This window comes from Shewanella algidipiscicola (genome assembly GCF_003605125.1).
Classification (GTDB): domain Bacteria; phylum Pseudomonadota; class Gammaproteobacteria; order Enterobacterales; family Shewanellaceae; genus Shewanella; species Shewanella algidipiscicola.
Genome location: NZ_QPQT01000005.1, coordinates 57,924 through 81,446, shown reverse-complemented (window position 1 = coordinate 81,446; position 23,523 = coordinate 57,924). Strand labels below are relative to the sequence as shown.

General features: G+C 46.7%; 22 protein-coding genes. 18 read left to right on the top strand and 4 right to left on the bottom strand.

Annotated elements, in window-relative coordinates:
• The first annotated feature begins 82 nt into the window (after positions 1–82).
• The 3 genes from DVO77_RS06720 to purU all read left to right on the top strand — a co-directional run bounded on the left by DVO77_RS06720 (position 83) and on the right by purU (position 2,883).
• Positions 83–547 carry a flavodoxin gene (locus tag DVO77_RS06720; RefSeq protein ID WP_119977797.1) on the top strand — a complete coding sequence of 155 codons (465 nt, stop codon included), beginning with the start codon at positions 83–85 and terminating at the stop codon, positions 545–547.
• Positions 544–1,977 (top strand): PTS transporter subunit EIIC, encoded by a 1,434-nt coding sequence (locus DVO77_RS06715; protein ID WP_119977796.1) that lies wholly within the window; start codon positions 544–546, stop codon positions 1,975–1,977. Before DVO77_RS06720 ends, DVO77_RS06715 begins: the two co-directional genes overlap by 4 nt.
• 72 nt (positions 1,978–2,049) lie before the next feature.
• Entirely contained in the window at positions 2,050–2,883 is an 834-nt protein-coding gene (purU, locus tag DVO77_RS06710) for a formyltetrahydrofolate deformylase (protein ID WP_110458604.1), read from the top strand.
• Between the two features lie 232 nt (positions 2,884–3,115).
• On the opposite strand, the gene DVO77_RS06705 is transcribed toward purU, so the two are convergent.
• The 4 genes from DVO77_RS06705 to map all read right to left on the bottom strand — a co-directional run bounded on the left by DVO77_RS06705 (position 3,116) and on the right by map (position 8,349).
• Positions 3,116–3,460, bottom strand: a complete 345-nt coding sequence (locus tag DVO77_RS06705; RefSeq protein ID WP_119977795.1) for a DUF3718 domain-containing protein — start codon at positions 3,458–3,460, stop codon at positions 3,116–3,118.
• A gap of 280 nt (positions 3,461–3,740) precedes the next feature.
• Positions 3,741–4,565, bottom strand: a complete 825-nt coding sequence (dapD, locus tag DVO77_RS06700) for a 2,3,4,5-tetrahydropyridine-2,6-dicarboxylate N-succinyltransferase (RefSeq protein WP_110458606.1) — start codon at positions 4,563–4,565, stop codon at positions 3,741–3,743.
• Positions 4,566–4,877: 312 nt separating this feature from the next.
• Positions 4,878–7,448, bottom strand: a complete 2,571-nt coding sequence (glnD, locus tag DVO77_RS06690; RefSeq protein WP_110458607.1) for a bifunctional uridylyltransferase/uridylyl-removing protein GlnD — start codon at positions 7,446–7,448, stop codon at positions 4,878–4,880.
• 103 nt (positions 7,449–7,551) lie between these two features.
• Positions 7,552–8,349, bottom strand: coding sequence for a type I methionyl aminopeptidase (gene map / locus DVO77_RS06685; protein WP_119977794.1), 798 nt, complete (start codon positions 8,347–8,349; stop codon positions 7,552–7,554).
• Between the two features lie 291 nt (positions 8,350–8,640).
• On the opposite strand from map, the gene rpsB reads away from it, so the two are divergent.
• The 15 genes from rpsB (at position 8,641) to rnhB (ending at position 23,495) form a co-directional block, all read left to right on the top strand.
• Entirely contained in the window at positions 8,641–9,369 is a 729-nt protein-coding gene (gene rpsB, locus DVO77_RS06680; protein ID WP_110458609.1) for a 30S ribosomal protein S2, read from the top strand.
• A 119-nt stretch (positions 9,370–9,488) separates the two neighbouring features.
• The gene (gene tsf, locus DVO77_RS06675; protein ID WP_110458610.1) at positions 9,489–10,337 is read left to right on the top strand and encodes a translation elongation factor Ts; all 849 of its coding nucleotides are present in this window, start codon (positions 9,489–9,491) and stop codon (positions 10,335–10,337) included.
• 133 nt (positions 10,338–10,470) lie between these two features.
• Positions 10,471–11,217 carry a UMP kinase gene (gene pyrH / locus DVO77_RS06670; protein WP_110458611.1) on the top strand — a complete coding sequence of 249 codons (747 nt, stop codon included), beginning with the start codon at positions 10,471–10,473 and terminating at the stop codon, positions 11,215–11,217.
• A gap of 48 nt (positions 11,218–11,265) precedes the next feature.
• Positions 11,266–11,823, top strand: a complete 558-nt coding sequence (frr, locus tag DVO77_RS06665; protein WP_110458612.1) for a ribosome recycling factor — start codon at positions 11,266–11,268, stop codon at positions 11,821–11,823.
• Between the two features lie 81 nt (positions 11,824–11,904).
• The gene (gene uppS, locus DVO77_RS06660; protein ID WP_110458613.1) at positions 11,905–12,699 is read left to right on the top strand and encodes a polyprenyl diphosphate synthase; all 795 of its coding nucleotides are present in this window, start codon (positions 11,905–11,907) and stop codon (positions 12,697–12,699) included.
• 18 nt (positions 12,700–12,717) lie between these two features.
• Complete coding sequence (locus tag DVO77_RS06655) at positions 12,718–13,575, top strand: phosphatidate cytidylyltransferase (protein WP_119977793.1); 858 nt, start codon at positions 12,718–12,720, stop codon at positions 13,573–13,575.
• 2 nt (positions 13,576–13,577) lie between these two features.
• A complete protein-coding gene (ispC, locus tag DVO77_RS06650) occupies positions 13,578–14,771 on the top strand; it encodes a 1-deoxy-D-xylulose-5-phosphate reductoisomerase (protein WP_119977792.1) in 1,194 nt (397 codons plus the stop codon).
• Between the two features lie 12 nt (positions 14,772–14,783).
• Entirely contained in the window at positions 14,784–16,145 is a 1,362-nt protein-coding gene (gene rseP, locus DVO77_RS06645; protein ID WP_119977791.1) for a sigma E protease regulator RseP, read from the top strand.
• A 31-nt stretch (positions 16,146–16,176) separates the two neighbouring features.
• The gene (gene bamA / locus DVO77_RS06640; protein WP_110458617.1) at positions 16,177–18,660 is read left to right on the top strand and encodes an outer membrane protein assembly factor BamA; all 2,484 of its coding nucleotides are present in this window, start codon (positions 16,177–16,179) and stop codon (positions 18,658–18,660) included.
• Positions 18,661–18,728: 68 nt separating this feature from the next.
• Positions 18,729–19,223, top strand: a complete 495-nt coding sequence (locus DVO77_RS06635; protein WP_110458618.1) for an OmpH/Skp family outer membrane protein — start codon at positions 18,729–18,731, stop codon at positions 19,221–19,223.
• Between the two features lie 6 nt (positions 19,224–19,229).
• A complete protein-coding gene (gene lpxD, locus DVO77_RS06630) occupies positions 19,230–20,255 on the top strand; it encodes a UDP-3-O-(3-hydroxymyristoyl)glucosamine N-acyltransferase (protein ID WP_110458619.1) in 1,026 nt (341 codons plus the stop codon).
• A 30-nt stretch (positions 20,256–20,285) separates the two neighbouring features.
• A complete protein-coding gene (fabZ, locus tag DVO77_RS06625; RefSeq protein WP_110458620.1) occupies positions 20,286–20,747 on the top strand; it encodes a 3-hydroxyacyl-ACP dehydratase FabZ in 462 nt (153 codons plus the stop codon).
• Positions 20,744–21,511 carry an acyl-ACP--UDP-N-acetylglucosamine O-acyltransferase gene (gene lpxA, locus DVO77_RS06620; protein ID WP_110458621.1) on the top strand — a complete coding sequence of 256 codons (768 nt, stop codon included), beginning with the start codon at positions 20,744–20,746 and terminating at the stop codon, positions 21,509–21,511. Before fabZ ends, lpxA begins: the two co-directional genes overlap by 4 nt.
• A gap of 213 nt (positions 21,512–21,724) precedes the next feature.
• On the top strand, positions 21,725–22,873 hold the full coding sequence (gene lpxB, locus DVO77_RS06615; RefSeq protein WP_119977790.1) for a lipid-A-disaccharide synthase: 1,149 nt from the start codon (positions 21,725–21,727) through the stop codon (positions 22,871–22,873).
• A 1-nt stretch (position 22,874) separates the two neighbouring features.
• Positions 22,875–23,495, top strand: a complete 621-nt coding sequence (gene rnhB / locus DVO77_RS06610) for a ribonuclease HII (RefSeq protein ID WP_119977789.1) — start codon at positions 22,875–22,877, stop codon at positions 23,493–23,495.
• Positions 23,496–23,523 lie beyond the last annotated feature (28 nt).

Genomic DNA, 23,523 nt, shown 5'->3' with positions numbered 1-23,523 from the left:
CAATAACCTAGTGTAGCCATCAAGCTTTCAATAAAGTATGTTTGAATTATATGTAAATTTTGTCCCGAGGGCTAAAGAAAAAATGAAAAATATTAATCTAGTTTTTGGCACTGTATATGGCAACGCCCAGTTTGTGGCCGAAACCTTACAAGCACAACTAGTCGATGCTCATTGGCCTGTGGCGCTCATGTCCCCCGAAACTTTAGCAGGCTTTGTGCCACCAGAAGATGAGTTATTACTCATCGTTACATCGACTACAGGGCAGGGGGATATTCCTGATGAGCTTAATGTTTGGTTTGAGACACTCAGAGAGGTTGCGCCTTATCTACCTAAGTTAGCTTACGGGGTCATAGCCTTGGGTGACTCAAGTTATGAGACTTTCTGCCATGCAGGAATTAAGTTTGATGAGTTATTAACTGAATTAGGTGCTACTAGGGTCGGTGAGCTACTTAAGCTTGATGCTTGTGAAACCATGGAACCAGAGGTTGAAGCCAAAGTCTGGTTGAATCAATGGTTGCTACTTACCTCACCGTGTAACGTCGATTGAAACAACTTCGCCATCAGTGGTTTAAATTAGCCCAGCAACTGAGCCAATCATTATTACTCCCAATTGCTATTTTACCAGCAGCGGGGTTGATGGTTGGCTTGGCCATTAACCCCATTCCATTTATTTCGCCTAATAGTGCCATAGTAATGTTAGCCATAGGTGAGTTGATTTTCGCTATGATGCCGATGTTGTTTGCGGTGACTATAGCGATAGGTTTTTGTCGTGATCAAGGGATTGCCGCCTTTACAGCGGTGTTTGGCTATGGGGTGTTTTTTGCCAGTTTGTCGGCGTGGATCGATATATATCAACTTGAGGGACAGACCATTTTAGGGTCGCAAACGTTCGATACAGGTATTGCTGGTGGCATTGTTGTTGGCGCATTAACCTGTATTGCGGTTAGGTTCAGCGACCGATTGCGACTGCCGGCGGTGCTCTCTTTTTTTGAAGGTCACCGTAGCGCCCCATTGTTAATGTTACCTATTGCAATGGGCTTGGCCTATGGCGCCCTTTTACTATGGCCGCCGCTATCTTACTGGATTGAGGGCGTCTCAGATTGGGCCGTGTATCAAGATCCCATATTGGCCTTTGCTATTTACGGCAGTGTTGAGCGGTTATTAATTCCGTTTGGATTGCACCATATTTGGAATGTGCCGTTTTATCTTGAAATGGGGCAATATGTGACACAAAGCGAGGTGGTTCGGGGCGAGGTGGCACGCTATTTAGCGGGCGACGCTGAAGCGGGGCATCTGGCTGGTGGCTATCTGATTAAAATGTGGGGATTACCCGCTGCGGCGCTGGCTATTTGGCGCTGCGCGGATAAGAGTGAGCGTAATCGCGTTGCAGGGATCATGCTCTCAGCTGCGGGGGCTAGCTGGTTAACGGGGGTGACCGAAGCAGTCGAATTTGCCTTTATGCTTGTCGCGCCGTTATTGTTTTTATTACATGCTTTGATGACCGGACTTGCCTATGCGGTGGCCATAGCTTTAGATATTCACCACAGTGTGGTGTTTTCCCATGGACTGGTGGATTTTACCTTACTGTTTGGATTGTCACGTAATACACATTGGTTTTGGGTATTAGGCCCGCTGACGGCAGTGATCTATTATCTGGTGTTTCGTATTTCCATTATGACCTTTAATTTAAAAACCCCTGGGCGAGTCGACGGGCAGGCGGCGCAGCGTCTTGGGATTATTGCCATAATCTCGGCATTAGGCGGTAAAGATAATATTAGTGAATTGAGTGCTTGTTTAACTCGACTGCGGATCGGTGTTAAGCAAGCTGCACTTGTTGATAAACAACGCCTATCACAACTAGGTGCTAAAGGGGTGGTGATGGTAGGAAGTGGCGTACAACTGGTTTACGGTACTAAAGCGGAGAGTATTCGCCGCCTGTTACAGCAGTATTTAAATCGGCGAAAACCGTCATCATAACGACTAAATTACCGGGCTTGTGAGTAAAAAAATGTCATTATCGGCTTAGCTCTAGGTTAATGGAGAAAAATGATGCAACGAAAAGTATTGATCACCGACTGCGCCGATGCGCCTGGCTTAATTACTAAAATAACTGGGGTCTGTTATGCCCACGGCTTGAATATCGTTAAGAACAGTGAGTTTGTTGATAATGCTCAGGGACGATTTTTTATGCGCACCGAGGTTGAAGGCTGCGAGGATGAGCCGGGATTGCTGGCTGATGTCGGTAAGGTGTTACCCGTTCAGCGTCATTTAAAATTGGTAACCAAAAGCACCAAACGGATTGTCGTGATGGTAACCAAAGAGGCTCATTGCCTTGGCGACTTGCTTATGAAAGCGTATTACGGTGCTTTGGATGTTGAAATTTCAGCTATTATTGGTAATTACGACATACTTAAGCCGTTAGCTGAAAAATTTAGTATCCCTTTTTATCATGTTTCTCATGAAGGAGTGACCCGTCAAGAACATGAGCAAACCATGTTGGATATTATCGCCCAATATCAACCCGATTACTTGGTCTTAGCCAAATATATGCGGGTGTTAACACCTGAGTTTGTTGAGCAACACCCTAATCGCATCATCAATATTCACCACTCCTTTTTACCCGCTTTTGTGGGAGCTTCGCCCTATCGACAAGCGTGGGAACGAGGGGTGAAAATCATTGGTGCTACGGCGCATTTTGTCAATAACTGTTTAGATGAAGGGCCGATTATTAAGCAAGATGTGATCCCTGTTGATCATAGTTTTAGCGCCGATGATCTGGCTCAATGTGGTCGTGATGTAGAGAAAAGTGTGTTGAGTAAAGCGTTGCAATTAGTGCTGCAAGAAAGCGTGATTGTTTATGGCAATAAGACGGTCGTGTTCTGATAGTATGGCTCTCGCTCCGCTGCAATTGAATGACATCAACAGTAATGATGTTATCAATATCATTTGGATCACTTGTTGACCCGTCGCTAGGCGACGGGGTCAATTAAGAGCCAGATCAACTCCTTAACTTCGAATCGCTAACCTATTGGCTATGTAGCTTCAGCTTTCGTCATTGGTTTGTTGATTACGGCTAATCTCTCTTGGTTAACGTTCCATGGCTCATGATGAGCCGTTAATAGTTAACGGCAAGCATCTGTACATCTTCATAATGCATGGCAATATCTGTAATGGTCACATTCCCTTTGGTGTAGCGTAATATCTGCTGTGCGGTCCGCTCGGCACCTTTGGACTGCGCGAATTGGTAAAAGCTCTGCTGATTACAGACGAGCCTTGGGAAAATACGCTGTTTATTAATGCGGTATTCCTGCATGGTGCCATTGAACTTAACTACATTATTGCTGGCGCCTGCTTTGCATACGGCAATTAAGGCGTTCTCCATCTGCACTGTCATGGCGGCCTGAGTTGAGAAAGCCAGCGGCGCTATGGCAATGATAGCGATTGAGAGTAACTTTTTCATGTTGAACTCCTAACATCTTTTATGGCGGTTAAAGTTGAGTTAAGTCGTTTTTAGCGGCAAAAGCTGTGAGTAAATTGTCTGAAAATGTATCTGAATGTGAGGCATGTATCGAATGGTATCTGCAGGTAAACAAATGTGTCTTTGTGGGGGCAAATCGGTCAGAGACCCAAAGATTAAGGGGGAGTAGAATAGGGCGACGCGTATAAGGCTATGCCTGTGTTTAGGGCATAAAAACGCCAGCTGATAGCGCAGCTGGCGTTAACGTTCGGTGCAATGTGGATTAATCAACGATACGCAGTAGTTCGTTAATGCCCACTTTACCACGGGTTTTTGCATCGACTTTCTTGACTATGATTGCCGCATACAGGCTGTAAGTGCCACATTTTGACGGTAAGTTCCCCGACACAACGACAGAGCCCGCAGGAACACGGCCATAATGCACCTCGCCAGTTTCACGGTCAAAAATACGCGTGCTTTGGCCAATGTAGACACCCATAGAGATAACCGAGCCTTCTTCAACTATCACACCTTCAACAATTTCAGAGCGCGCGCCGATAAAACAGTTATCTTCGATAATGGTTGGGCCAGCCTGCAGAGGCTCAAGCACACCGCCAATGCCAACGCCGCCAGACAGGTGCACGTTTTTACCAATTTGTGCACATGAGCCCACAGTAGCCCAGGTGTCGACCATAGTGCCTTCGTCGACGTAAGCGCCCAAGTTGACATATGATGGCATCAATACAGTATTTTTACCGATATAAGAGCCTTTACGCACGGCAGCAGGAGGCACCACTCGAATGGCTTCGGCTTTAAAACGTGCTTCGTCATAGTCGGCAAATTTCATTGGCACTTTGTCAAAATATTTAGTCTCTGCACCGTCGATGACTTGGTTGTCGAAAATACGGAAAGAGAGTAAAACGGCTTTCTTCAACCATTGGTGCACATGCCACTGACCATCAATTTTTTCGGCGACGCGCGCCTCGCCTTTATCTAGCATACTGATGACTTTTTCTACGTCGGCCCGCACGCTGGCATCGACCGTGGTAGGGGTAATTTCTGCGCGAGCTTCAAAAGCTGCTTCAATACGTTGGCGTAAAGCCTCCATTAACGTCTCCCGATTATCATTAAAGATGATTGCTGAATAAAAAGTAGTTAGGGCCTGTTGATCTTTGCTGGTTGAATGTTGTTCGAGACAAAAACGTGTTAATCGAGGCGAGTGGATTGCAGCCTAGTCATCTAAGCAAAATTCACTTAACAAAGAGTAAAACGTTTTTAGCCGAACCCTTCGGGCAGCGTTTGTTGGGTATTTTTACTGCGTTCTCAGCTTTTTATGTGGAATAACTACACTACAAAGCTTCTGTCTTGTATAAATACCCTGCAATCCGCAGCAAAAACAACCTTGAAAGATTAACAGGCCCTAGTTATTTGGCTCGGCGAGCGCTTCGATTAACGCGGCGCTGAGCTCCTCTTGTTGAACTGGGTCTAACTGTTTGCCATCGGCTGTTTGTAACATAAAAAAGTCTTCTGCACGTTCACCTATCGTGGTGATCTTGGCCGCCAGCAGTGTGACTTGGCAACGGTAAAAAATATCACCAACTTTAGCCAATAAGCCGGGACTGTCTAATGCAATAAGCTCCATCATGGTGGTGCCTTGCTTGCGCGCAGGTAAAAAACTCACCTGAGTCGGTACCCTAAAGGGCTTCATCTTGCGCGGCAGTTTTTTAAACTTGGGCAGTTTGGCGGTATCGCTGCTTAAGGCTCTGACCAAGGCTTTTCTTAAACTCTGAATCCGAGATAACTGCGAAACTGGGCTGCCATCTTGCTCTAAAATGACAAAAGAATCCAGTGCATATCCGTCTTTTGAGTTCATGATATTAGCATCATGCACATTGATGTTTTTATTGTCGAGTACCGCCATGACGGTGGCAAATAATCTCGGTTTGTCTGGGGTATAGACAAATAATTCTGTACCACCACGGGTGGTGTGTTTAGAGATGAGCACCAAGGCTTCATCATGTTTATGTTTAAGGATAGCCTCGGCATGCCAAGCCACTTGATTGGGCTGATGACGTAAAAAGTAATCGGCTTTAAAGCGTAACCATAATTGGTCGAGGCTTTTTTCTTTAATGCCACGTCTGAGCAGCTCTTTTTTCGCTTTGGCTTGGTGCTCGCGAACCCGAGCTCGAATATCAACCGGCTTCTCTTTACCGCGTGCCAGCACCCGCTGCGTTGAAAAGTAAAGGTCGCGCAGTAATGAGCCTTTCCAGCTGTTCCAGGTTTTTTCGTTAGTGGCACAAATATCCGCCACCGTCAGGCAATAGAGATAGCTTAAATGCACAGCATCACGCACTTTATCGGCAAATTCAGCGACCACATCAGGGTCGGAAATGTCTCGGCGCTGGGCCGTTACCGACATGATAAGGTGGTTCTCTACCAGCCAGCTAACCAGTCTGCCATCATGTTTATTTAAGCCGTGTAGATCGCAAAATGCTTGAGCATCGACAGCGCCTAACTTGCTGTGATCGCCGCCGCGGCCTTTACCAATATCGTGAAAAATAGCTGCTAATACCAGTAAGCCTTTTTTAGGCAGCTGATTAATCAGCACAGAGCCGAGTGGAAATTCCTCTTTTTGCTCGGGTTGAGAAAACCGCTCGATATTTAAGATTAATCTATGGGTATGCTCATCGACCGTATAAGCATGGAACAGGTCAAACTGCATTTGCCCTTCGATACTGCGCCAAGCAGGCAAATAGGCGGACATGATCCCGTGGCTGTGCATCAAGGAGAGGGCCGCTATACCGCGTGGATGACGTAAAATTTCAAGAAATATCGCGCGGCACGCCTCATGATGCATTAACGGTTGTGTTTGTGCTCGCCGTGCCCGGCGAAGCCGGCGTAAGGTCGGCGCATAAATCGCCTTAATATTAGAGTTACGCGCGACTTGTAAAAAGAGCCCCATGATCTCGGCGGGATCGTCAAATACATTAGGCTTAAGGCACTCGATAAAACTACTGCGGCGTTGGTAGTTTTCATCGATAGGGAAGATCTCAAGCGCCTTGGTGTGACCTAAGGTTGCCCGTTTAAACAGTTGCAATAGCATTTGGTTGAGCTCCATCACACGGCGCACCGTGCGATAGTAGCGTTTCATCATCTGTTCTACCGCAAGCTGGGTTTCATCTTTATAGCCAAGCAGTGTGGCGACTTGACGCTGAAGATCAAACAATAAGCGGTTTTCGTCTCGGCCCGAGATAAGGTGCAGTGCAAATCTCAACTGCCACAGGTATTCTTGGCATTCGAGAAGCTCATCTAACTCCTCTTTTTCTAAAAAGCCGTGGGCGACTAAGTCTTCGGTGCAGCTGGCATTAAAGTAACGCATTGCTACCCAGGTAATCGTTTGAATGTCGCGTAAACCGCCGGGGCATGACTTAATGTTGGGTTCGAGATCGAAGGCGCTGGCCTTAGCATGTCTGAGCATCTGTTCATCGCGCTTAGCGACAAAAAAGTCGCTGGGGGGCCAGAAGTTGGCTTCTCTTACGCGGTTATATAATTCATCAAATAAGTATTGTGGACCACATAACTGCCGTGCTTCGAGCAAGTTGGTAGCAATGGTAATATCAGTACGCCCTTGATTAATGGTGTCATCGACGCTGCGTACGCTGTGGCCGACTTCTAAGCCAGCGTCCCATAAAAAGGCGATATATTGTCCCAATTGGTGTTCACCTGCTTGAGATAATTTACCGTCAATTAAAAACAGCAGATCTACGTCTGAATGGGGGTGCAGTTCACCGCGGCCATAACCGCCCACCGCGATCAGGGCCACAGGGTGTTGGTCGAGTCGATGGCATTGCCATTGTTTGCACAATAATGCATCGACGGCGCGGCAGCGTTGCTTGACCAACAAGGTGACTGACTCGCCGGCGTTAAATCGCTCTAATAGTTGCTCGTTTTGCAGTTTTAAGGCAGATTTGGCGTTCAGTGCGTTATTCATTGGCATCCTTGGGGAAAAGGCAGTGACTGTTGCCAGCCCACTGCCCGATATTATCGCAATTCCTTCTCCACTTTACGCAATTCTTAAACGAAAAGTACAGTAATTAGTGATTGATTATGCGCGGAAAGTCTTCCTCAGTGCGCAGTGTTAGTACCTCGACACCTTTGTCAGTCACTAATAGGGTATGTTCCCATTGGGCCGAGTTTTTGCCATCAGAGGTGGTTACAGTCCAGTTGTCGTCTTTATCTAACACGCTAGTGTGACGACCCGCATTGATCATCGGCTCGATGGTAAAACACATGCCCGGACGCAGTACGGTCTTGTCATTGTTTTTGTAATGCATGACTTGAGGTTCTTCGTGAAAACCTGCGCCGATACCATGGCCGCAATAATCGGTCACGATACTGTATTTTTCGAGACCCGTTTTCTTACCCTTAATGTATTTCTCAATGATGGTACCAATTTCACCTAGCTTCATACCTGGACGCACCTTTTTAATGGCTTCATACAGGCTTTCTTGGGCAACACGGCACAGACGTTTATCTTTGGCGCTGACATCACCAATCAGAAACATTTTTGAGGTGTCACCATGGTAGCCATCTTTAATCACGGTAATGTCGATATTGAGGATATCGCCATCTTTTAAGGCTCTGTCACTGGGAATACCGTGACAAATCACCTCATTAATAGAGGTGCAAATAGATTTTGGGAAACCGTGATAGTTCAGTGGAGCCGAAATAGCCCCTTGTTCTTCAGTATATTTCGCACAGATATCGTTAAGCTCATTCGTGGTGACGCCGACCTTCACATAAGGGGCTATCATTTCTAGCACATCGGCGGCTAATTTGCCCGCAGCGCGCATTTTTTCGATCTCTTCGGCTGTTTTAATCACTATACTCATTAGGCTTTCTCTTGTTTCTCGGTAGTCTTATTTTTGGCGCGCCAGCTATGCTAAAAATTTGTGTTTTCGCTGATTTCATGGTATAAAGCGCGCCGTTACGTTTGACTCTTGATTACTTGTCATCTGACCAGGTCTTCTGACGTTTGGTTAAGAGCGAATCTGGCGGCCATTATACATGGCAATTACTAAATACTAAATCACACACGTATCGACACGTTCTCCGGGGTGCCTATAAAAAGGTCGGAGATATGGGATGCGTGGAGGTCTAACCCCCAATTTTAAGGTAATAAAATGACTACAGTTTCAATGCGCGACATGCTTCAAGCCGGTGTTCACTTCGGTCACCAAACTCGTTACTGGAATCCAAAGATGAAGCCTTTCATCTTCGGTGCTCGTAATGGTGTCCACATCATTAACCTAGAGCACACTGTGCCTATGTTCAATGAAGCATTAGCGTTCATCAGCAACGTAGCATCTAAGAAAGGGAAAGTTCTTTTCGTAGGTACTAAGCGCGCTGCAAGCGAAGCTATCAAAGAAGCAGCAATTTCTTGTGATCAGTACTATGTTGATAACCGCTGGTTAGGTGGTATGTTGACTAACTGGAAAACAGTTCGTCAATCAATCAAGCGTCTAAAAGATCTAGAAAGCCAGTCAATCGATGGCACTTTCGACAAGCTAACTAAGAAAGAGGCGCTAATGCGTACTCGCGAGCTTGAGAAACTAGAAAAGTCTCTTGGTGGTATCAAGAACATGGGCGGTCTACCTGACGTTATCTTCGTTATCGGTGCTGACCATGAGCACATCGCAATTAAAGAAGCTAACAACCTAGGTATCCCAGTTGTTGCTGTTGTAGATACTAACTCTTCACCGGACGGCATCACCTACATCGTTCCTGGTAACGATGATGCTATGCGTTCTATCCGTCTGTACACTGAGTCAGTTGCTGCAGCTGCTAAAGCTGGTCGCGGTCAAGACCTAGCGGTTCAAGCTGAACAAGACGGTTTCGTAGAAGCTGAATAATAAGGCGAGATGAATTTCATCGCCCTTATTAACCAAGATATATGATTGGTGAACAGGGGCCCCTAAGGCCCCTGTTTTATATCATTTGATTTGTAGATTTACCTATAGAGGATTTAACAATGGCAATTACTGCTGCCCAAGTTAAAGAACTACGTGAGCGCACTGGCGCTGGCATGATGGATTGTAAAAAAGCGCTAACTGAAACCAATGGTGACATTGAGCTAGCGATTGAAAACATGCGTAAGAGCGGTGCTGCTAAGGCTGCTAAGAAAGCGGGTAACATCGCTGCTGAAGGTACTATCCTTATTAAGCAAGGCGAAGGTTTCACTGCACTTTTAGAAGTTAACTGTCAAACTGACTTCGTTGCAAAAGACGGTAACTTCCTAGCATTCGCTAATGCAGTACTTGACGTTGCAGCTGCATCTAAAGTAACTGTTGAAGACCTAAAAGCACAGTTCGAAGAAACGCGTGTTGCACTAGTGGCTAAAATCGGTGAAAACATCAACGTACGTCGCGTTGAGTACATCGATGGTACTAACGTTGCTACATACCGTCACGGTGAGCGTATCGGTGTTGTTGTAACGGGTGAAGCTGACGAAGAAACACTTAAGCACATCGCAATGCACGTAGCAGCTTCTAAGCCTGAGTATGTGCACCCAGAAGACGTTCCAGCTGATGTGGTTGAGAAAGAAAGAGCCGTCCAAATCGAAATCGCGATGAATGAAGGCAAGCCTCAAGAGATCGCTGAGAAGATGGTTGCTGGTCGTATGAAGAAGTTCACCGGTGAAGTATCTCTTACTGGTCAAGCTTTCATCATGGAACCAAAGAAAACGGTTGGTGAGATTCTTAAAGAGAAAGGCGCTACTGTGACAAACTTCATTCGTTTAGAAGTTGGTGAAGGTATCGCGAAGAAAGAAGAAGATTTTGCTGCTGAAGTAGCTGCACAAATCGCTGCTTCTAAGGCGTAATCGCCGCTTTTTTGATACCCTAAAAACCGCAGCAATCGCTGCGGTTTTATTATGCCAATTAGATTGTCACAGCCTGCATTTTTTTCGATATAATTGGTAACATACCCACCAGCATTTATCAGGACAAATAACTATGAGCACAAACCCCAAACCCGCTTTTCGACGTATTCTTCTTAAACTGAGTGGCGAAGCCCTGATGGGCGAAGAAGGCTTTGGTATCGACCCTAAAGTACTCGATCGTATGGCACAAGAGGTTAAGGAGTTGGTTGAGCTTGGTATTCAAGTTGGTGTTGTGATCGGTGGTGGTAACCTGTTCCGTGGTGAAGGGCTAGCGCAAGCCGGTATGAACCGTGTCGTTGGTGACCACATGGGCATGTTGGCCACAGTGATGAATGGCTTGGCAATGCGTGATGCATTGCACCGTGCTTATGTAAACGCGCGCCTGATGTCAGCGATACCGCTTAAAGGTGTGTGTGACGATTATAACTGGGCTGAAGCGATTAGCTTGCTTAAATCGGGTCGAGTAGTGATTTTTGCGGCCGGTACCGGTAATCCATTTTGTACCACAGACTCTGCAGCGTGTTTGCGCGGTATTGAGATTGAAGCCGAAGTCGTGCTTAAGGGTACCAAAGTCGATGGCGTCTATTCTGATGACCCAGTGAAGAACCCTGAAGCCGTTAAATATGACGAAATGGGTTACGACGAAGTACTAGACAAAGAATTAAAAGTGATGGATCTTGCTGCATTTACACTGGCAAGAGATCACGACATGCCAATTTTAGTGTTCAATATGAATAAGCCTGGTGCGCTGCGCCGTGTTATTATGGGTGACCATGAAGGCACCATGATCAAAAGTAGCCGCGTAAAATCAGCCGAATAAATACGATTTATACTAACGTAAATTTAGTAAGCAAAAAGGATATTAAACGTGATTAATGAAATCAAAGAAGATGCGAAACTGCGCATGGGTAAATGTGTTGAAGCGACTAAAGCACAAATGGCTAAAGTGCGTACAGGTCGTGCACATCCGAGCCTACTTGATTCTATCAAGGTACCTTATTACGGTTCACTAACGCCGCTAAAGCAAGTGGGTAACGTATCGATTGAAGATTCAAGAACCCTAGCGGTCAGCGTTTTTGACTCAACTATGATAGCAGCGGTAGAGAAGGCTATCATGAGTTCAGATTTGGGGCTTAACCCTATGTCTGCCGGTACCACTATCCGCATTCCGCTGCCAGCATTGACTGAAGAGCGTCGTAAAGATCTGATTAAAGTGGTTCGTGCTGAAGCTGAAAACGGTCGTATTGCGGTCCGTAACGTGCGTCGTGATGCCAACTCAGATGTGAAAGCATTAGAGAAAGAAAAAGAATGTACCGAAGATGATGTACGTCGCAGCGAAGATGAAATTCAGAAGTTTACCGATGCGCACATTAAAATGATCGATGAAATTTTGGCGGCAAAAGAAGCAGAGTTGATGGAAGTCTAATCTGCTGCCTTAGTCACTAGAGTTAACACGCCGTGTAGGGGTATACTACACGGCGTTTGCTATTTTTAAGGGTTGTAATAGATGTCGATCGAATCTCAATCTGGCTCAGAGTTAGCTGATGAAACACTCGCTGAGCTGATTAAGCTGTCTATACCTAAGCACGTTGCTATTATCATGGATGGCAATGGGCGTTGGGCGCAAGCCCAAGGTAAGCCGAGGGTGATTGGGCATAAAGCTGGGGTAAAGGCCGTCCGTCGAGCGGTGAGTACCGCACGTGAAATGGGCGTCGGTTCATTGACCTTGTTTGCATTTTCCAGTGAGAATTGGCGTCGGCCCGACAAAGAAGTTAGTTTGTTGATGGAACTGTTTTTTACCGTGTTACAACGGGAGTTAAAGCGACTTCATAACAATGGTGTGCGCCTTAATATCATTGGCGATATCAGTCGTTTTTCTCCTCGGTTGCAAAAGCAAATTGCTTCGGCAATGGCACAAACTGCCGATAATGACGGTTTAATCTTAAACGTCGCCGCCAACTACGGTGGTCGTTGGGACATCATGCAAGCGGCCCAAACCTTAGCCCAAAAGGTTGAATCTGGCGAAATGAGCAGCAGTCAGTTCACTGAAGAGGCGTTAAGTCAGCATTTATGCATGCAAAATCAGCCGGAAGTTGATTTAATGATCCGCACGGGTGGAGATTTTCGCATTAGTAACTTTGTACTCTGGCAGGCAGCTTATGCAGAGTTAGTCTTTACTGAGGTGCTTTGGCCCGACTTTGACGAGCAAGCCTTTAAAGAAGCCGTCGCGGTATTTGCTTCGCGTCAGCGCCGTTTTGGATTAACGGGCACGCAAATTGAGACGCTACAGGCTGAGCAATAAATTATAAGAGGGAAAGTTTTGCTAAAGCATAGAATAATAACAGCAGTATGGTTAATCCCATTAGTGATGGGGGCCATATTCTTTTTCCCTGTGGAGTATTTTTCATGGGCACTGGTGGCAGTGTTTTTAATCGCTGCTAAAGAGTGGGGCCGAATTATCGATAAGCGCTGTAACATCACCCAGTGGAGTTTCACGCTGACTATCGGTATTTTATTGGTGGCGCTTAATCTGTTTGTGCCTAGTGATGAGGTGTGGTTTAAAGGCCATTTGCACCCCATCTTTCTGGCGATTATGGTGATTGGTGCATGTTGGTGGGCCATCTCTTTACTCTTCATATTGTCATATCCTAAAAGTTCGACCCTGTGGGCTAAGAGCCACATGTTTAAGTCGATGTTTGGCCAGTTAACATTAATCCCCTGTTTTACTGCATTAGTTGCGCTTAAGGCCTTAAGTTCGCCGGCCGATCCTTACTATGGTGGCAGCTTAGTGTTCTTGGTGATGCTGACCGTTTGGGCAACCGATTCTGGCGCATACTTTGCGGGTAAAACCTTAGGCAAACATAAATTAATGCCTAATGTCAGTCCTGCCAAGACGGTCGAAGGCCTCATTGGTGGCTTGCTGACTACTATGCTTGTTGTCGCAGTTGTGATGTTGCTGTCACCGGAACAAGAATTAGGCTTGGTGATTGTGGTCACCTTGTTTGTTGCCTTAGTGTCTGCGGTGGGCGATCTGTCTGAAAGTATGTTTAAGCGTGTCGCGGATATCAAAGACTCAGGTACTATCTTGCCAGGCCACGGGGGGGTGCTCGACAGAATTGATAGTCTCACCGCTGCGCTGCCAGTGTTCACACTCATTTATATCGCATTTTGGATGTAACCATGCAAAAAATGGTGATTCTTGGGGCCACGGGCTCAATTGGTGCTAGCACGCTCAGTGTGATTGAGCGTAATCCGGCTGATTATGAGGTTCATGCCCTAGTGGCAAATCGTAGCGTCGACAAGATGCTAGCGTTATGCATCATCCATGAGCCTTACGTGGCGCACATGGTCGATGCCGATGCCGCAAAAACCTTAGCCGAAAAACTGCCCGCGTCACTGCGCACCAGAGTCTCCAGCGGTGAAGATGAACTGCTCGATTTAGTTGCCGCAAGTGAGGTCGATACCGTGATGGCGGCGATTGTGGGCGCGGCAGGGTTGCCTTCAACCTTAGCGGCGGTTAAAGCGGGTAAACGAGTGTTGCTGGCCAATAAAGAATCATTGGTGATGTCCGGGCGTTTGTTTATCGATCAGATGCAAACCTCCGGTGCACAAGTGCTGCCAGTAGACAGTGAGCATAATGCGATTTTTCAATGTTTACCCTTTGAGGTGCAGCAGCAAATCGGCGTATGCCAACTGGCCGATGCTGGTATATCACATATTTTGCTAACCGGTTCGGGTGGCCCGTTCCTTAATGCCGAGCTCGCTTCTTTGCAGCACATGACGCCAGATCAAGCTTGTAAACATCCCAACTGGTCGATGGGACGTAAAATCTCTGTCGATTCGGCTAGCATGATGAATAAAGGGCTGGAATATATAGAGGCGCGTTGGTTGTTTAATGCCAGTAAAGAGCAGCTCAAAGTTGTGGTACATCCCCAAAGTGTCATTCACTCTATGGTGCAATATAAAGATGGCTCGGTACTGGCACAGATGGGTAACCCCGATATGCGCACGCCTATTGCACATTGTATGGCCTACCCACAAAGAATTTCAGCCGGAGTTGAACCTTTAGATTTTTTCAAAGTCGGACAGTTAAGCTTTCTTGAACCCGATTTTAACCGGTTCCCTTGCTTAGCATTAGCCATTGATGCCTGCGAGCAAGGACAAGAAGCCACCACTGTGCTTAACGCTGCCAATGAGATATCGGTCGACGCGTTTCTGGCGGGCAACATTAGGTTTACCGATATTGCTCATATCAATGAATTTTGCTTAACCAAGGTGGCGAAGCAAAATTTAAATACGATTGAAGATATTTTGGCGTTAGATTATCAAACTCGCCGAGTGGCTGCTGAACATGTTAAACGTGTGCAGCAGTAAAGAAGGAGCTCAATGCTAGATTTTTTATGGAACCTAGGTTCCTTTATTATTGCTTTAGGCATATTAATCACGGCCCATGAATATGGCCACTTTTGGGTTGCACGTCGCTGCGGCGTTAAAGTGGAACGCTTCTCTATCGGTTTTGGAAAAGCGATTTGGCGTAAAGTAGGGGCCGATGGCACTGAGTATGTGGTCGCGATGATCCCCCTTGGTGGTTACGTGAAAATGCTTGATGAGCGTGTTGACGATGTGCCAGAAGCATTAAAATCTCAAGCCTTTAATCGTAAGTCAGTCTGGCAGCGCATTGCCATTGTTGGCGCAGGTCCGATGGCTAACTTTATCTTTGCCATATTTGCGTTGTACATCATGTACCTCATTGGTGTGCCGTCATTAAAACCAGTGATTGAAACCACCCAGCCTAATACGCCTGCCGCAGTGATTGAGGTTAAACAACCGCAGCAAGTGATTGCCGTTGGCGATCAAGCTGTCCGTAACTGGGAGGAGGTGACTTATGCCTTGGTTGGGCATATTGGTGATGATAATATCGATATCACCTTGGCGCCACTATCAGGCTTGATGGGCCAAGAGCGTACTTATCGTCTCGACACCCGTCAGTGGCAATTTGACCCAGAAAAACAATCGCCAATCACCTCGTTGGGGTTAGGCATTTATCGCCCAGAAGTGAGCCCAACCTTGGCCTTTGTTAGCGAAGATGGTGCGGCTTATGCCGCGGGGCTGAGGGTCGGTGATATCTTGGTTGCTATCGATGGCCAGCGCTATAGCCAGTGGGATGGGTTTGTCGAACAAATAAAAGCGGCAGCGGGTAAGACAGTCAAGATAATCGTGCAACGTGATGGTAAACCACTTCAGCTTGCCGTGACGCCAAAATCACGCACTGGTGAGAATGGTCAAATAGAGGGGGTGATAGGTGTTGCACCCACTCAAGCACCATGGCCAGAAGAGATGCGTTTACAGTTAGAATATGGTTTAGGTGAATCTTTTGTGGTTGCGGCGGATAAAACGTGGCAACTTGTGTCAGTCAGCATTAAGATGATTGGCAAATTATTTACTGGCGATGTGTCGGTGAAAAACCTGAGTGGGCCTATTTCAATCGCACAAGGTGCGGGAAGTAGTGCCACTTATGGCTTAGTTTACTTTTTAGGATTCCTAGCATTAATCAGCGTCAATTTAGGCATTATTAACTTATTGCCTTTACCCGTGCTGGATGGTGGGCATCTGTTATATTACTTCATCGAAGTGATCACAGGCAGGCCTGTACCAGAGAAGGTACAGGAAATTGGATTCAGATTTGGGGCAGCTATGCTGCTAATGTTGATGAGTATCGCCCTTTTCAACGATTTTTCCCGACTCTGAGCAAGGACACACACATAATTAGAAGTGCTCTATGAGATTGAATAAAATTTTTGCCTCGATGTTATTAGTCGGTGCGTCTTTATCAGGGAACGGTTGGGCCGAAACATTCCAGCCTTTTGAAGTTACAGACATCCAAGTACAAGGTTTACAACGTGTTGCACTAGGTGCTGCACTACTCAATATCCCCATTAAGGTGGGTGATACCGTCGATGAAACGCGTCTGCAGCAAGCGATTAAAAGCTTATACGCGTCGACCAACTTCGAACATATTGAAGTCGGTCGCGATGGCAATGTTCTTGTGGTGACGGTCAAAGAACGTCCGACCATTAGCGCCGTGACTTTCGAAGGCAACAAAGACATTAAAGATGAGCAACTGCAAGAGAGTCTCGATGGCAGCGACGTTAAAGTCGGTGAGTCATTAGACCGCACCATGCTCAGCGGGATTGAAAAAAGCCTGCAAGACTTTTATTACGGCGTGGGTAAATACGGCGCTAAAGTCGAAGCGCAGGTGATCAACTTACCGCGTAACCGTGTCGAACTTAAGTTTAAGTTTACCGAAGGGTTAGCTGCTGAAATCCGCCAGATAAACGTAGTGGGTAACACAGTGTTTAGTGACGCCGAACTAATCGGCATGCTGGAATTAAAAGATTATGTGGCTTGGTGGGACTTGTTTGGTGAGCGCCGCTACCAAAAGCAAAAATTGCAAGCCGACCTTGAAACCATCAAAACCTTCTACCATAACCGGGGGTATATTCGCTTCGATGTGACCTCGACTCAGGTTGCGATGACCCCAGATCGCAAAGGACTGTACATCACGATTAACGTCGATGAAGGTGAGCAGTACAAAGTGAAAGAGGTCAATCTCACCGGTGACCTTATGGGCCGTGAAGCTGTGATGGAGGCCATTTTGCCAATCAAAGTGGGTGATACCTACAATGGTGGTGATGTGACCTTTACCGAAGAGATGTATGGTAAATATCTTGGTCGTTTTGGTTATGCCTATCCTGAAGTAAAAACCTACCCTGAAATTAATGATGACACCAAAGAGGTGACTCTCAATGTCAATATTAAGCCGGGTAAACGGGTTTATGTGCGTAATATTAACTTCACGGGTAACCAAGTCACTAAAGATGAAGTACTGCGCCGTGAATTACGCCAGATGGAAGGGGCATGGTTAAATGCCGCACAAGTAGAACAATCTAAAGCACGCCTTAATCGTCTAGGTTATTTCGAAACTGTGGATACTCAAACGGTTCAAGTACCTGGTACCGATGATTTGGTTGATGTCGCCTTCAATGTTAAAGAGCAGCCTTCTGGCTCATTTAACGCGGGCGTGGGTTATGGTACAGAGTCAGGCATCAGCTTGCAGTTTGGTGTTCAGCAAAGTAACTTCCTCGGTACTGGTAATCAGGCTGGAATTAACTTAAATACCAACAAATATTCTAAGAATATAAATTTATCTTATACCGATCCCTATTTTACCAAGGATGGCGTGAGCTTAGGTGGTAGCATCTTCTGGAACGAGTTTGATGCGCAAGAGGCTAACCTTGAGCGTTATAAAAACAGCTCTTACGGTGTCGCCCTGAACTCGGGCTTCCCAATCAACGAATATAATCGTATTAACGGTGGTATTGGTTTCCGTCATAACAGTATTTCAGAGATCTCAGCCTATGAACAGGCGCTGCGATTCTACAATATCTATCGTGACCAAGATGACCCAAATGCTGACCTGTCATTCAATAACTTCGAGTTAAATCTTGGCTGGTATCGCAGTACGTTGAACCGCGGCACCTTCCCAACAGATGGTTCATCGCAGCGCTTAAGCGGTAAGATGACGGTTCCAGGCTCGGATCTGCAATACTTTAAAACCGACTTTGACACCAGCTTCTACTGGCCTTTTAACCGTAGCCATAGCTTCGTGTTATTAACTAAGGCGCGTGTAGGCTACGGTAATGGGTATGGCCAGTTTGGTGATAACGATCAGATTTTACCGTTCTGGGAAAACTACTACTCTGGTGGTAGCAGCTCACTACGTGGCTTTAAGTCGAACTCTGTTGGCCCACGTTCATTCTACTTGTATCGTGGCAGTGAGCCGTGTTCACCAGATCCATCAGGTGATGGTTGTACCTTGCCTGGCGATCCAAATCGCATCGAAGTGAGCCAAGGTCGCTCTATTGGTGGTAATGCCATCGCGACTGCCAGTGTTGAGCTTATTGTGCCGACGCCTTTCTTGGACGAAGCCTATACTAACTCTGTGCGCACTAGCTTCTTTGTCGATGCAGGTAACGTCTGGGATACTGAATTTGATTATGATTCATATCGCGGCTTGCCAGCTGAAGAGTTTACCGAGCTGGCAGATTACTCAGATCCTTCTCGCATTCGTGCGTCAGCGGGTATGAGTGTTCAGTGGTTGTCGCCAATGGGGCCAATGGTATTTAGCCTTGCGTGGCCAATCACAGAATATGAAGATGATGAAACTGAGATTTTCTCGTTCAACATTGGTAAAACTTTCTAAGTTAGAACTAATTTAAATAAAAATAATCGGCAAGTTTTGCTGACAACAAGGAGTTTATTTTGAATAAGATGTTTAATCGCGCAATGATGGTTTTGGTTCTGTTAGGTGCACCAATTGCTGCACAAGCAGAGAAAATTGCCGTGGTAGATATGCAAGCGGTCTTTGAGCAGTTACCGCAGCGCGAAGCCGTGAGTAAAACACTCAAAACGGAATTTGGCGATCGTGTGGCTAATGTGCAAAAGATGCAAGACGAGTTGCGTGGCATGCTTGAGAAGCAGCAGCGTGATGCCGCGTTAATGAGCGAGAGCCAAAAAACCGATATGTTGCGCAAGATGGAATCACTCAAAGCCGAGCTACAACTAAAAGGTAAAGCTTTAGATGAAGACATGCGTCGTCGTAACGGTGAAGAGCAAAATAAACTGTTAGTGGAAGTACAAAAAGCGATCACCGCCATTGCGGAAAAAGAGCAATATGATGTTGTACTGCAGCGTGGTGCTGCTATCTATGTTAAGCCCACTTCAGATATCAGCAGTAAAGTTGTTGAAGCGTTGAGCAAAGGCTAACGATTAATGAAAAGCTATACATTAAAAGAGATCGCTGTTTACTTAAATGCTGCGGTACAAGGTGACGACACGGTTAAAATTAACCGAGTTGCCACCCTCGAAAAAGCGCAAAAGGGTGAGATCTCTTTTTTAGCCAATCCTAAATATCAGCAGCAGTTAGCCGGAACAGCGGCATCGGCGGTATTGTTGTCGCCCAAAATGGCGGCAGATTATAACGGTAACGCCATCGTGCTGGCCGATCCTTATGTGGGGTTTGCAAGGGTAGCACAGTTACTCGATTCGACACCTAAAGCCGCCGAAGCGATACACCCAAGTGCGGTGATTGATGCCAGTGCCACCATAGGCGAAGGTGTTGCGGTTGGCGCGAATGCCGTTATTGGCCCCAATGTGATTTTGGGTGAGCGGGTACAGGTAGGCGCGGGATGTGTTATTGGGCAAGATGTTATCATCGGCTCCAATACGATTTTATGGCCCAATGTGACTGTGTACCACAATGTACACCTTGGACAGGATTGTATCGTCCATTCAGGAACCGTACTGGGATCTGACGGTTTTGGCTATGCCAATGAACGCGGTCAGTGGATCCGCATTCCGCAAACCGGTGGCGTGCGCATTGGTGATCGAGTTGAAATTGGTGCCTGTACCAGTATTGACCGTGGGGCGTTGGATCATACCATCATCCATGACGGGGTGATCATCGATAACCAAGTGCAAATTGCCCATAATGTGGTTATCGGAGAAAACAGTGCCCTTGCCGGTGGTTCAACTTTTGCCGGTAGTGTCACCATAGGTAAATATTGTATCATTGGTGGCTGTAGCGCGGTGGCAGGGCATTTATCCATTGCCGACGGCACCCATGTATCAGGTGGTACAAACGTTACGAGTGTTATCAGGGAGCCTGGTGTATACTCCTCGGCTACTGTAGCGATGGAAAACAAGGTGTGGCGTCGAAATACCGTGAGGTTTAGACAGCTAGATGAACTGTTCCAACGCGTGAAAAAGTTAGAAAAAAACGTTAAAATCGAAGATTAAGTGCCCCTTGGCAGCTAAGGAAATTATTGAGTGTCAAATCAATTAAACACAATGGATATCAAAGAGATCCTAAAGTTTTTACCCCATAGATATCCGTTTTTATTGATCGATAGAGTCCTCGACTTTACCCCAGGCGAAACACTACACGCGATCAAAAATGTCACTATTAATGAGCCGTTTTTTCAGGGCCATTTTCCCGTTCAACCTGTGATGCCAGGCGTGTTGATCCTCGAAGCGATGGCGCAAGCCACTGGTTTATTGGCATTTAAGACCATGAGTGACGAACCATCAAATGATGCACTCTACTATTTCGCGGGTATCGACAAAGCACGTTTTAAGCGTGTGGTTGAGCCAGGCGATCAACTGCATTTTGAAGTGAAAATGATTAAAGAACGCCGCGGGATAGGGGTGTTTACCGGTGAAGCAAAGGTCGATGGCGAACTAGTTTGTTCTGCCGAGATTATGTGTGCCCGTAGAGAGATTAGTCAGTGATTGATGATTTAGCGTTTGTACATCCCGATGCCAAAATTGGCAACAATGTAACCATAGGCCCATGGACCTATATTGGTGCCGATGTCGAAATTGGTGACGATTGCCACCTGAGTTCTCATGTGGTGGTTAAAGGCCCGACAGTGATGGGCAAAGGCAATCGCATTTTTCAGTTCGCCTCCGTGGGTGAAGATTGCCAAGATAAAAAGTACGCGGGCGAACCCACGCGCTTAATTATCGGCGACAATAATGTGATCCGTGAGTCGGTGACCATTCATCGTGGCACGATTCAAGACAAGGGCGAAACCGTTATTGGCTCTAACAACCTGTTTATGGCCTACGTGCATATTGCCCATGACTGTGTGGTTGGCAATAATGTGATCATGGCTAACAATGCCTCGATTGCAGGTCATGTTCATGTCGGTGATTGGGTCATTTTAGGTGGTATGACGGGTGTGCATCAGTTTGTGCATATTGGCGCTCATGCTTTTACCGCGGGTAGCTCACTTATTTTGCAAGATGTGCCTCCGTTTGTGATGGCTTCTGGCCAGCCTGCGATACCGCGTGGTCTTAACGCCGAAGGGCTCAAGCGTCGTGGCTTCTCTAAAGAGAGCCAACTTGCAGTGCGTCGAGCTTATAAAACAGTGTACCGTAAAGGGCTGACGGTCGATGAAGCCATTGCCGCATTGGGTGAAGAGTCCCAAGATGAGCAAGTGAAGCTATTTACTGATTTCATCGCCAATTCCAGTCGAGGTATTATTCGTTAAGCCACTGGTCTTGGAAATCAAAAGCTCGTTTAGACGGGCTTTTTTTTATGAATAAAATTAATATCAATCGCATTAATTATGGAGCTAGGCCTGATGGTTAAAATAGGCTGTTACTCTGGTGTCAATGGTATCGACCCATTGCAGGTATCAATGAATAATCATTGAGTTAATGTGATTAATCGTAAGTCGGAAACAACGGATAAGAATCGGGTTATGACTGAACGTAGACAAAAAATATTTGCCATGGTCGCAGGCGAACTGTCTGGGGACATCTTAGGCGCGGGGTTAATCCGCGCCCTAAAGCAGCGTTATCCTGACGCGCGTTTTGTCGGCATTGGTGGTCCACAGATGGACGAATTGGGATTTGAGTCGCTGTTCTCATTCGAAGAGTTAGCGGTGATGGGGATAGTGGAAGTCTTGTCGCGCCTGCCTCGGTTGCTTAAGGTACGTAAAACCCTCATCGATGAAATCTCCGCCTTGTCACCCGATTGTTTTATCGGTATCGATGCGCCCGATTTCAATATCGGCCTCGAGTTAAAGCTTAAGCAGCGTGGCATTAAAACCGTGCATTATGTCAGCCCATCTGTGTGGGCATGGCGGCCTAAGCGTATCTTTAAAATTGCCAAAGCAACCAACATGGTGCTGTCGTTGTTGCCGTTTGAAAAGGCGTTTTATGATAAACATCAGGTGCCGTGCACTTTCGTCGGTCACACCTTAGCCGACGACATCCCTATGGAGAATGATAAAGCAGCAGCCCGAGCTCAGCTGGGGTTAGATGCCGAAGATGAATACTTAGCCTTATTGCCGGGCTCACGCGCTGGCGAACTCAAGCAGTTGGCAGAGCCTTTTGTCAAAGCGGCATTGCTGCTACGACAACGTTATCCCGATCTTAAGTTCATCACGCCGCTGGTTAATGCCAAACGCCGCGCCCAATTTGAGGCGGCGCTTGAACAATTTGCTCCCGATTTGGCGATTCATATGGTTGAAGGACAGTCGCGGGTGGTGATGGCGGCTGCGGATGCCATTTTACTGGCGTCAGGCACGGCGACGTTAGAAGCCATGTTGGTTAAACGGCCGATGGTGGTGGCGTATCGCGTGAGTCCGATCACCTATAGCATTGCCAAACGTATGATGCAGATAGACAGTTACTCACTGCCTAATCTATTGGCTGGTGAGAACATTATTCCTGAGTTGATCCAAGCCGACTGCACCGCGCAGAAGATTGCCGATGCGGTAGCGCAACAACTCGATAGCGATCATCGTCCGTTAATGAAGCGTTTTGCCACCTTGCATCAACAACTCAAATGTAATGCCAGTCAGCGGGCCGCCGATGCGGTGGTCGCGTTAATTGAGGAGGCGTAATATGGCGACCTTTAAAGAGATCACGCAAGCGCAAATCAGCCTATTGTGCCAAGGGTTTTACGCCGGTGTCGATGAGGTGGGGCGCGGACCTCTAGTAGGAGATGTCGTCACCGCGGCCGTGGTACTCGACCCTAATAATCCTATCGCTGGACTGAATGACTCGAAAAAATTGTCAGAAAAAAAACGCTTAGCCTTGTTTGCCGAGATTAACCAAAAAGCCCTCGATGTCAGTGTGGGGCGTGCCAGTCCTGCTGAGATAGATGAGCTTAATATTTTGCACGCCACTATGCTGGCAATGCAGCGCGCGGTGGCCGGTCTTAAGGCTCGCCCCGAGCGGATACTGGTCGATGGTAATCGTGTGCCTGACTTTGGTATTGAAAGCCATGCGGTGATCAAAGGCGATGGCCTGATCGCTGGCATCAGCGCCGCATCGATCATTGCCAAAGTGGTGCGAGATCAAGAGATGGACGCGCTCGATGCCAGATACCCACAATTTGGTTTTGCCAAGCATAAGGGCTACCCGACAAAAGCGCATTTTGAGGCGCTAGAACAACATGGCGTATTAGCCGAACACCGTAAGAGTTTTCGCCCCGTACAGGCACGTTTATCGCGGGATGATTAATCCTTATCAGCATAGGCAAAGCCGAGCT

Excerpts from the sequence above, each read along its gene's own strand:
- DVO77_RS06720 (WP_119977797.1), top strand. The coding sequence starts at position 83 with ATGAAAAATATTAATCTAGTTTTTGGCACTGTATATGGCAACGCCCAG.
- purU (WP_110458604.1), top strand. The coding sequence starts at position 2,050 with ATGCAACGAAAAGTATTGATCACCGACTGCGCCGATGCGCCTGGCTTA.
- DVO77_RS06705 (WP_119977795.1), bottom strand. The coding sequence starts at position 3,460 with ATGAAAAAGTTACTCTCAATCGCTATCATTGCCATAGCGCCGCTGGCT.
- dapD (WP_110458606.1), bottom strand. The coding sequence starts at position 4,565 with ATGGAGGCTTTACGCCAACGTATTGAAGCAGCTTTTGAAGCTCGCGCA.
- glnD (WP_110458607.1), bottom strand. The coding sequence starts at position 7,448 with ATGAATAACGCACTGAACGCCAAATCTGCCTTAAAACTGCAAAACGAG.
- map (WP_119977794.1), bottom strand. The coding sequence starts at position 8,349 with ATGAGTATAGTGATTAAAACAGCCGAAGAGATCGAAAAAATGCGCGCT.
- rpsB (WP_110458609.1), top strand. The coding sequence starts at position 8,641 with ATGACTACAGTTTCAATGCGCGACATGCTTCAAGCCGGTGTTCACTTC.
- tsf (WP_110458610.1), top strand. The coding sequence starts at position 9,489 with ATGGCAATTACTGCTGCCCAAGTTAAAGAACTACGTGAGCGCACTGGC.
- pyrH (WP_110458611.1), top strand. The coding sequence starts at position 10,471 with ATGAGCACAAACCCCAAACCCGCTTTTCGACGTATTCTTCTTAAACTG.
- uppS (WP_110458613.1), top strand. The coding sequence starts at position 11,905 with ATGTCGATCGAATCTCAATCTGGCTCAGAGTTAGCTGATGAAACACTC.
- ispC (WP_119977792.1), top strand. The coding sequence starts at position 13,578 with ATGCAAAAAATGGTGATTCTTGGGGCCACGGGCTCAATTGGTGCTAGC.
- rseP (WP_119977791.1), top strand. The coding sequence starts at position 14,784 with ATGCTAGATTTTTTATGGAACCTAGGTTCCTTTATTATTGCTTTAGGC.
- bamA (WP_110458617.1), top strand. The coding sequence starts at position 16,177 with ATGAGATTGAATAAAATTTTTGCCTCGATGTTATTAGTCGGTGCGTCT.
- DVO77_RS06635 (WP_110458618.1), top strand. The coding sequence starts at position 18,729 with ATGTTTAATCGCGCAATGATGGTTTTGGTTCTGTTAGGTGCACCAATT.
- lpxD (WP_110458619.1), top strand. The coding sequence starts at position 19,230 with ATGAAAAGCTATACATTAAAAGAGATCGCTGTTTACTTAAATGCTGCG.
- lpxB (WP_119977790.1), top strand. The coding sequence starts at position 21,725 with ATGACTGAACGTAGACAAAAAATATTTGCCATGGTCGCAGGCGAACTG.
- rnhB (WP_119977789.1), top strand. The coding sequence starts at position 22,875 with ATGGCGACCTTTAAAGAGATCACGCAAGCGCAAATCAGCCTATTGTGC.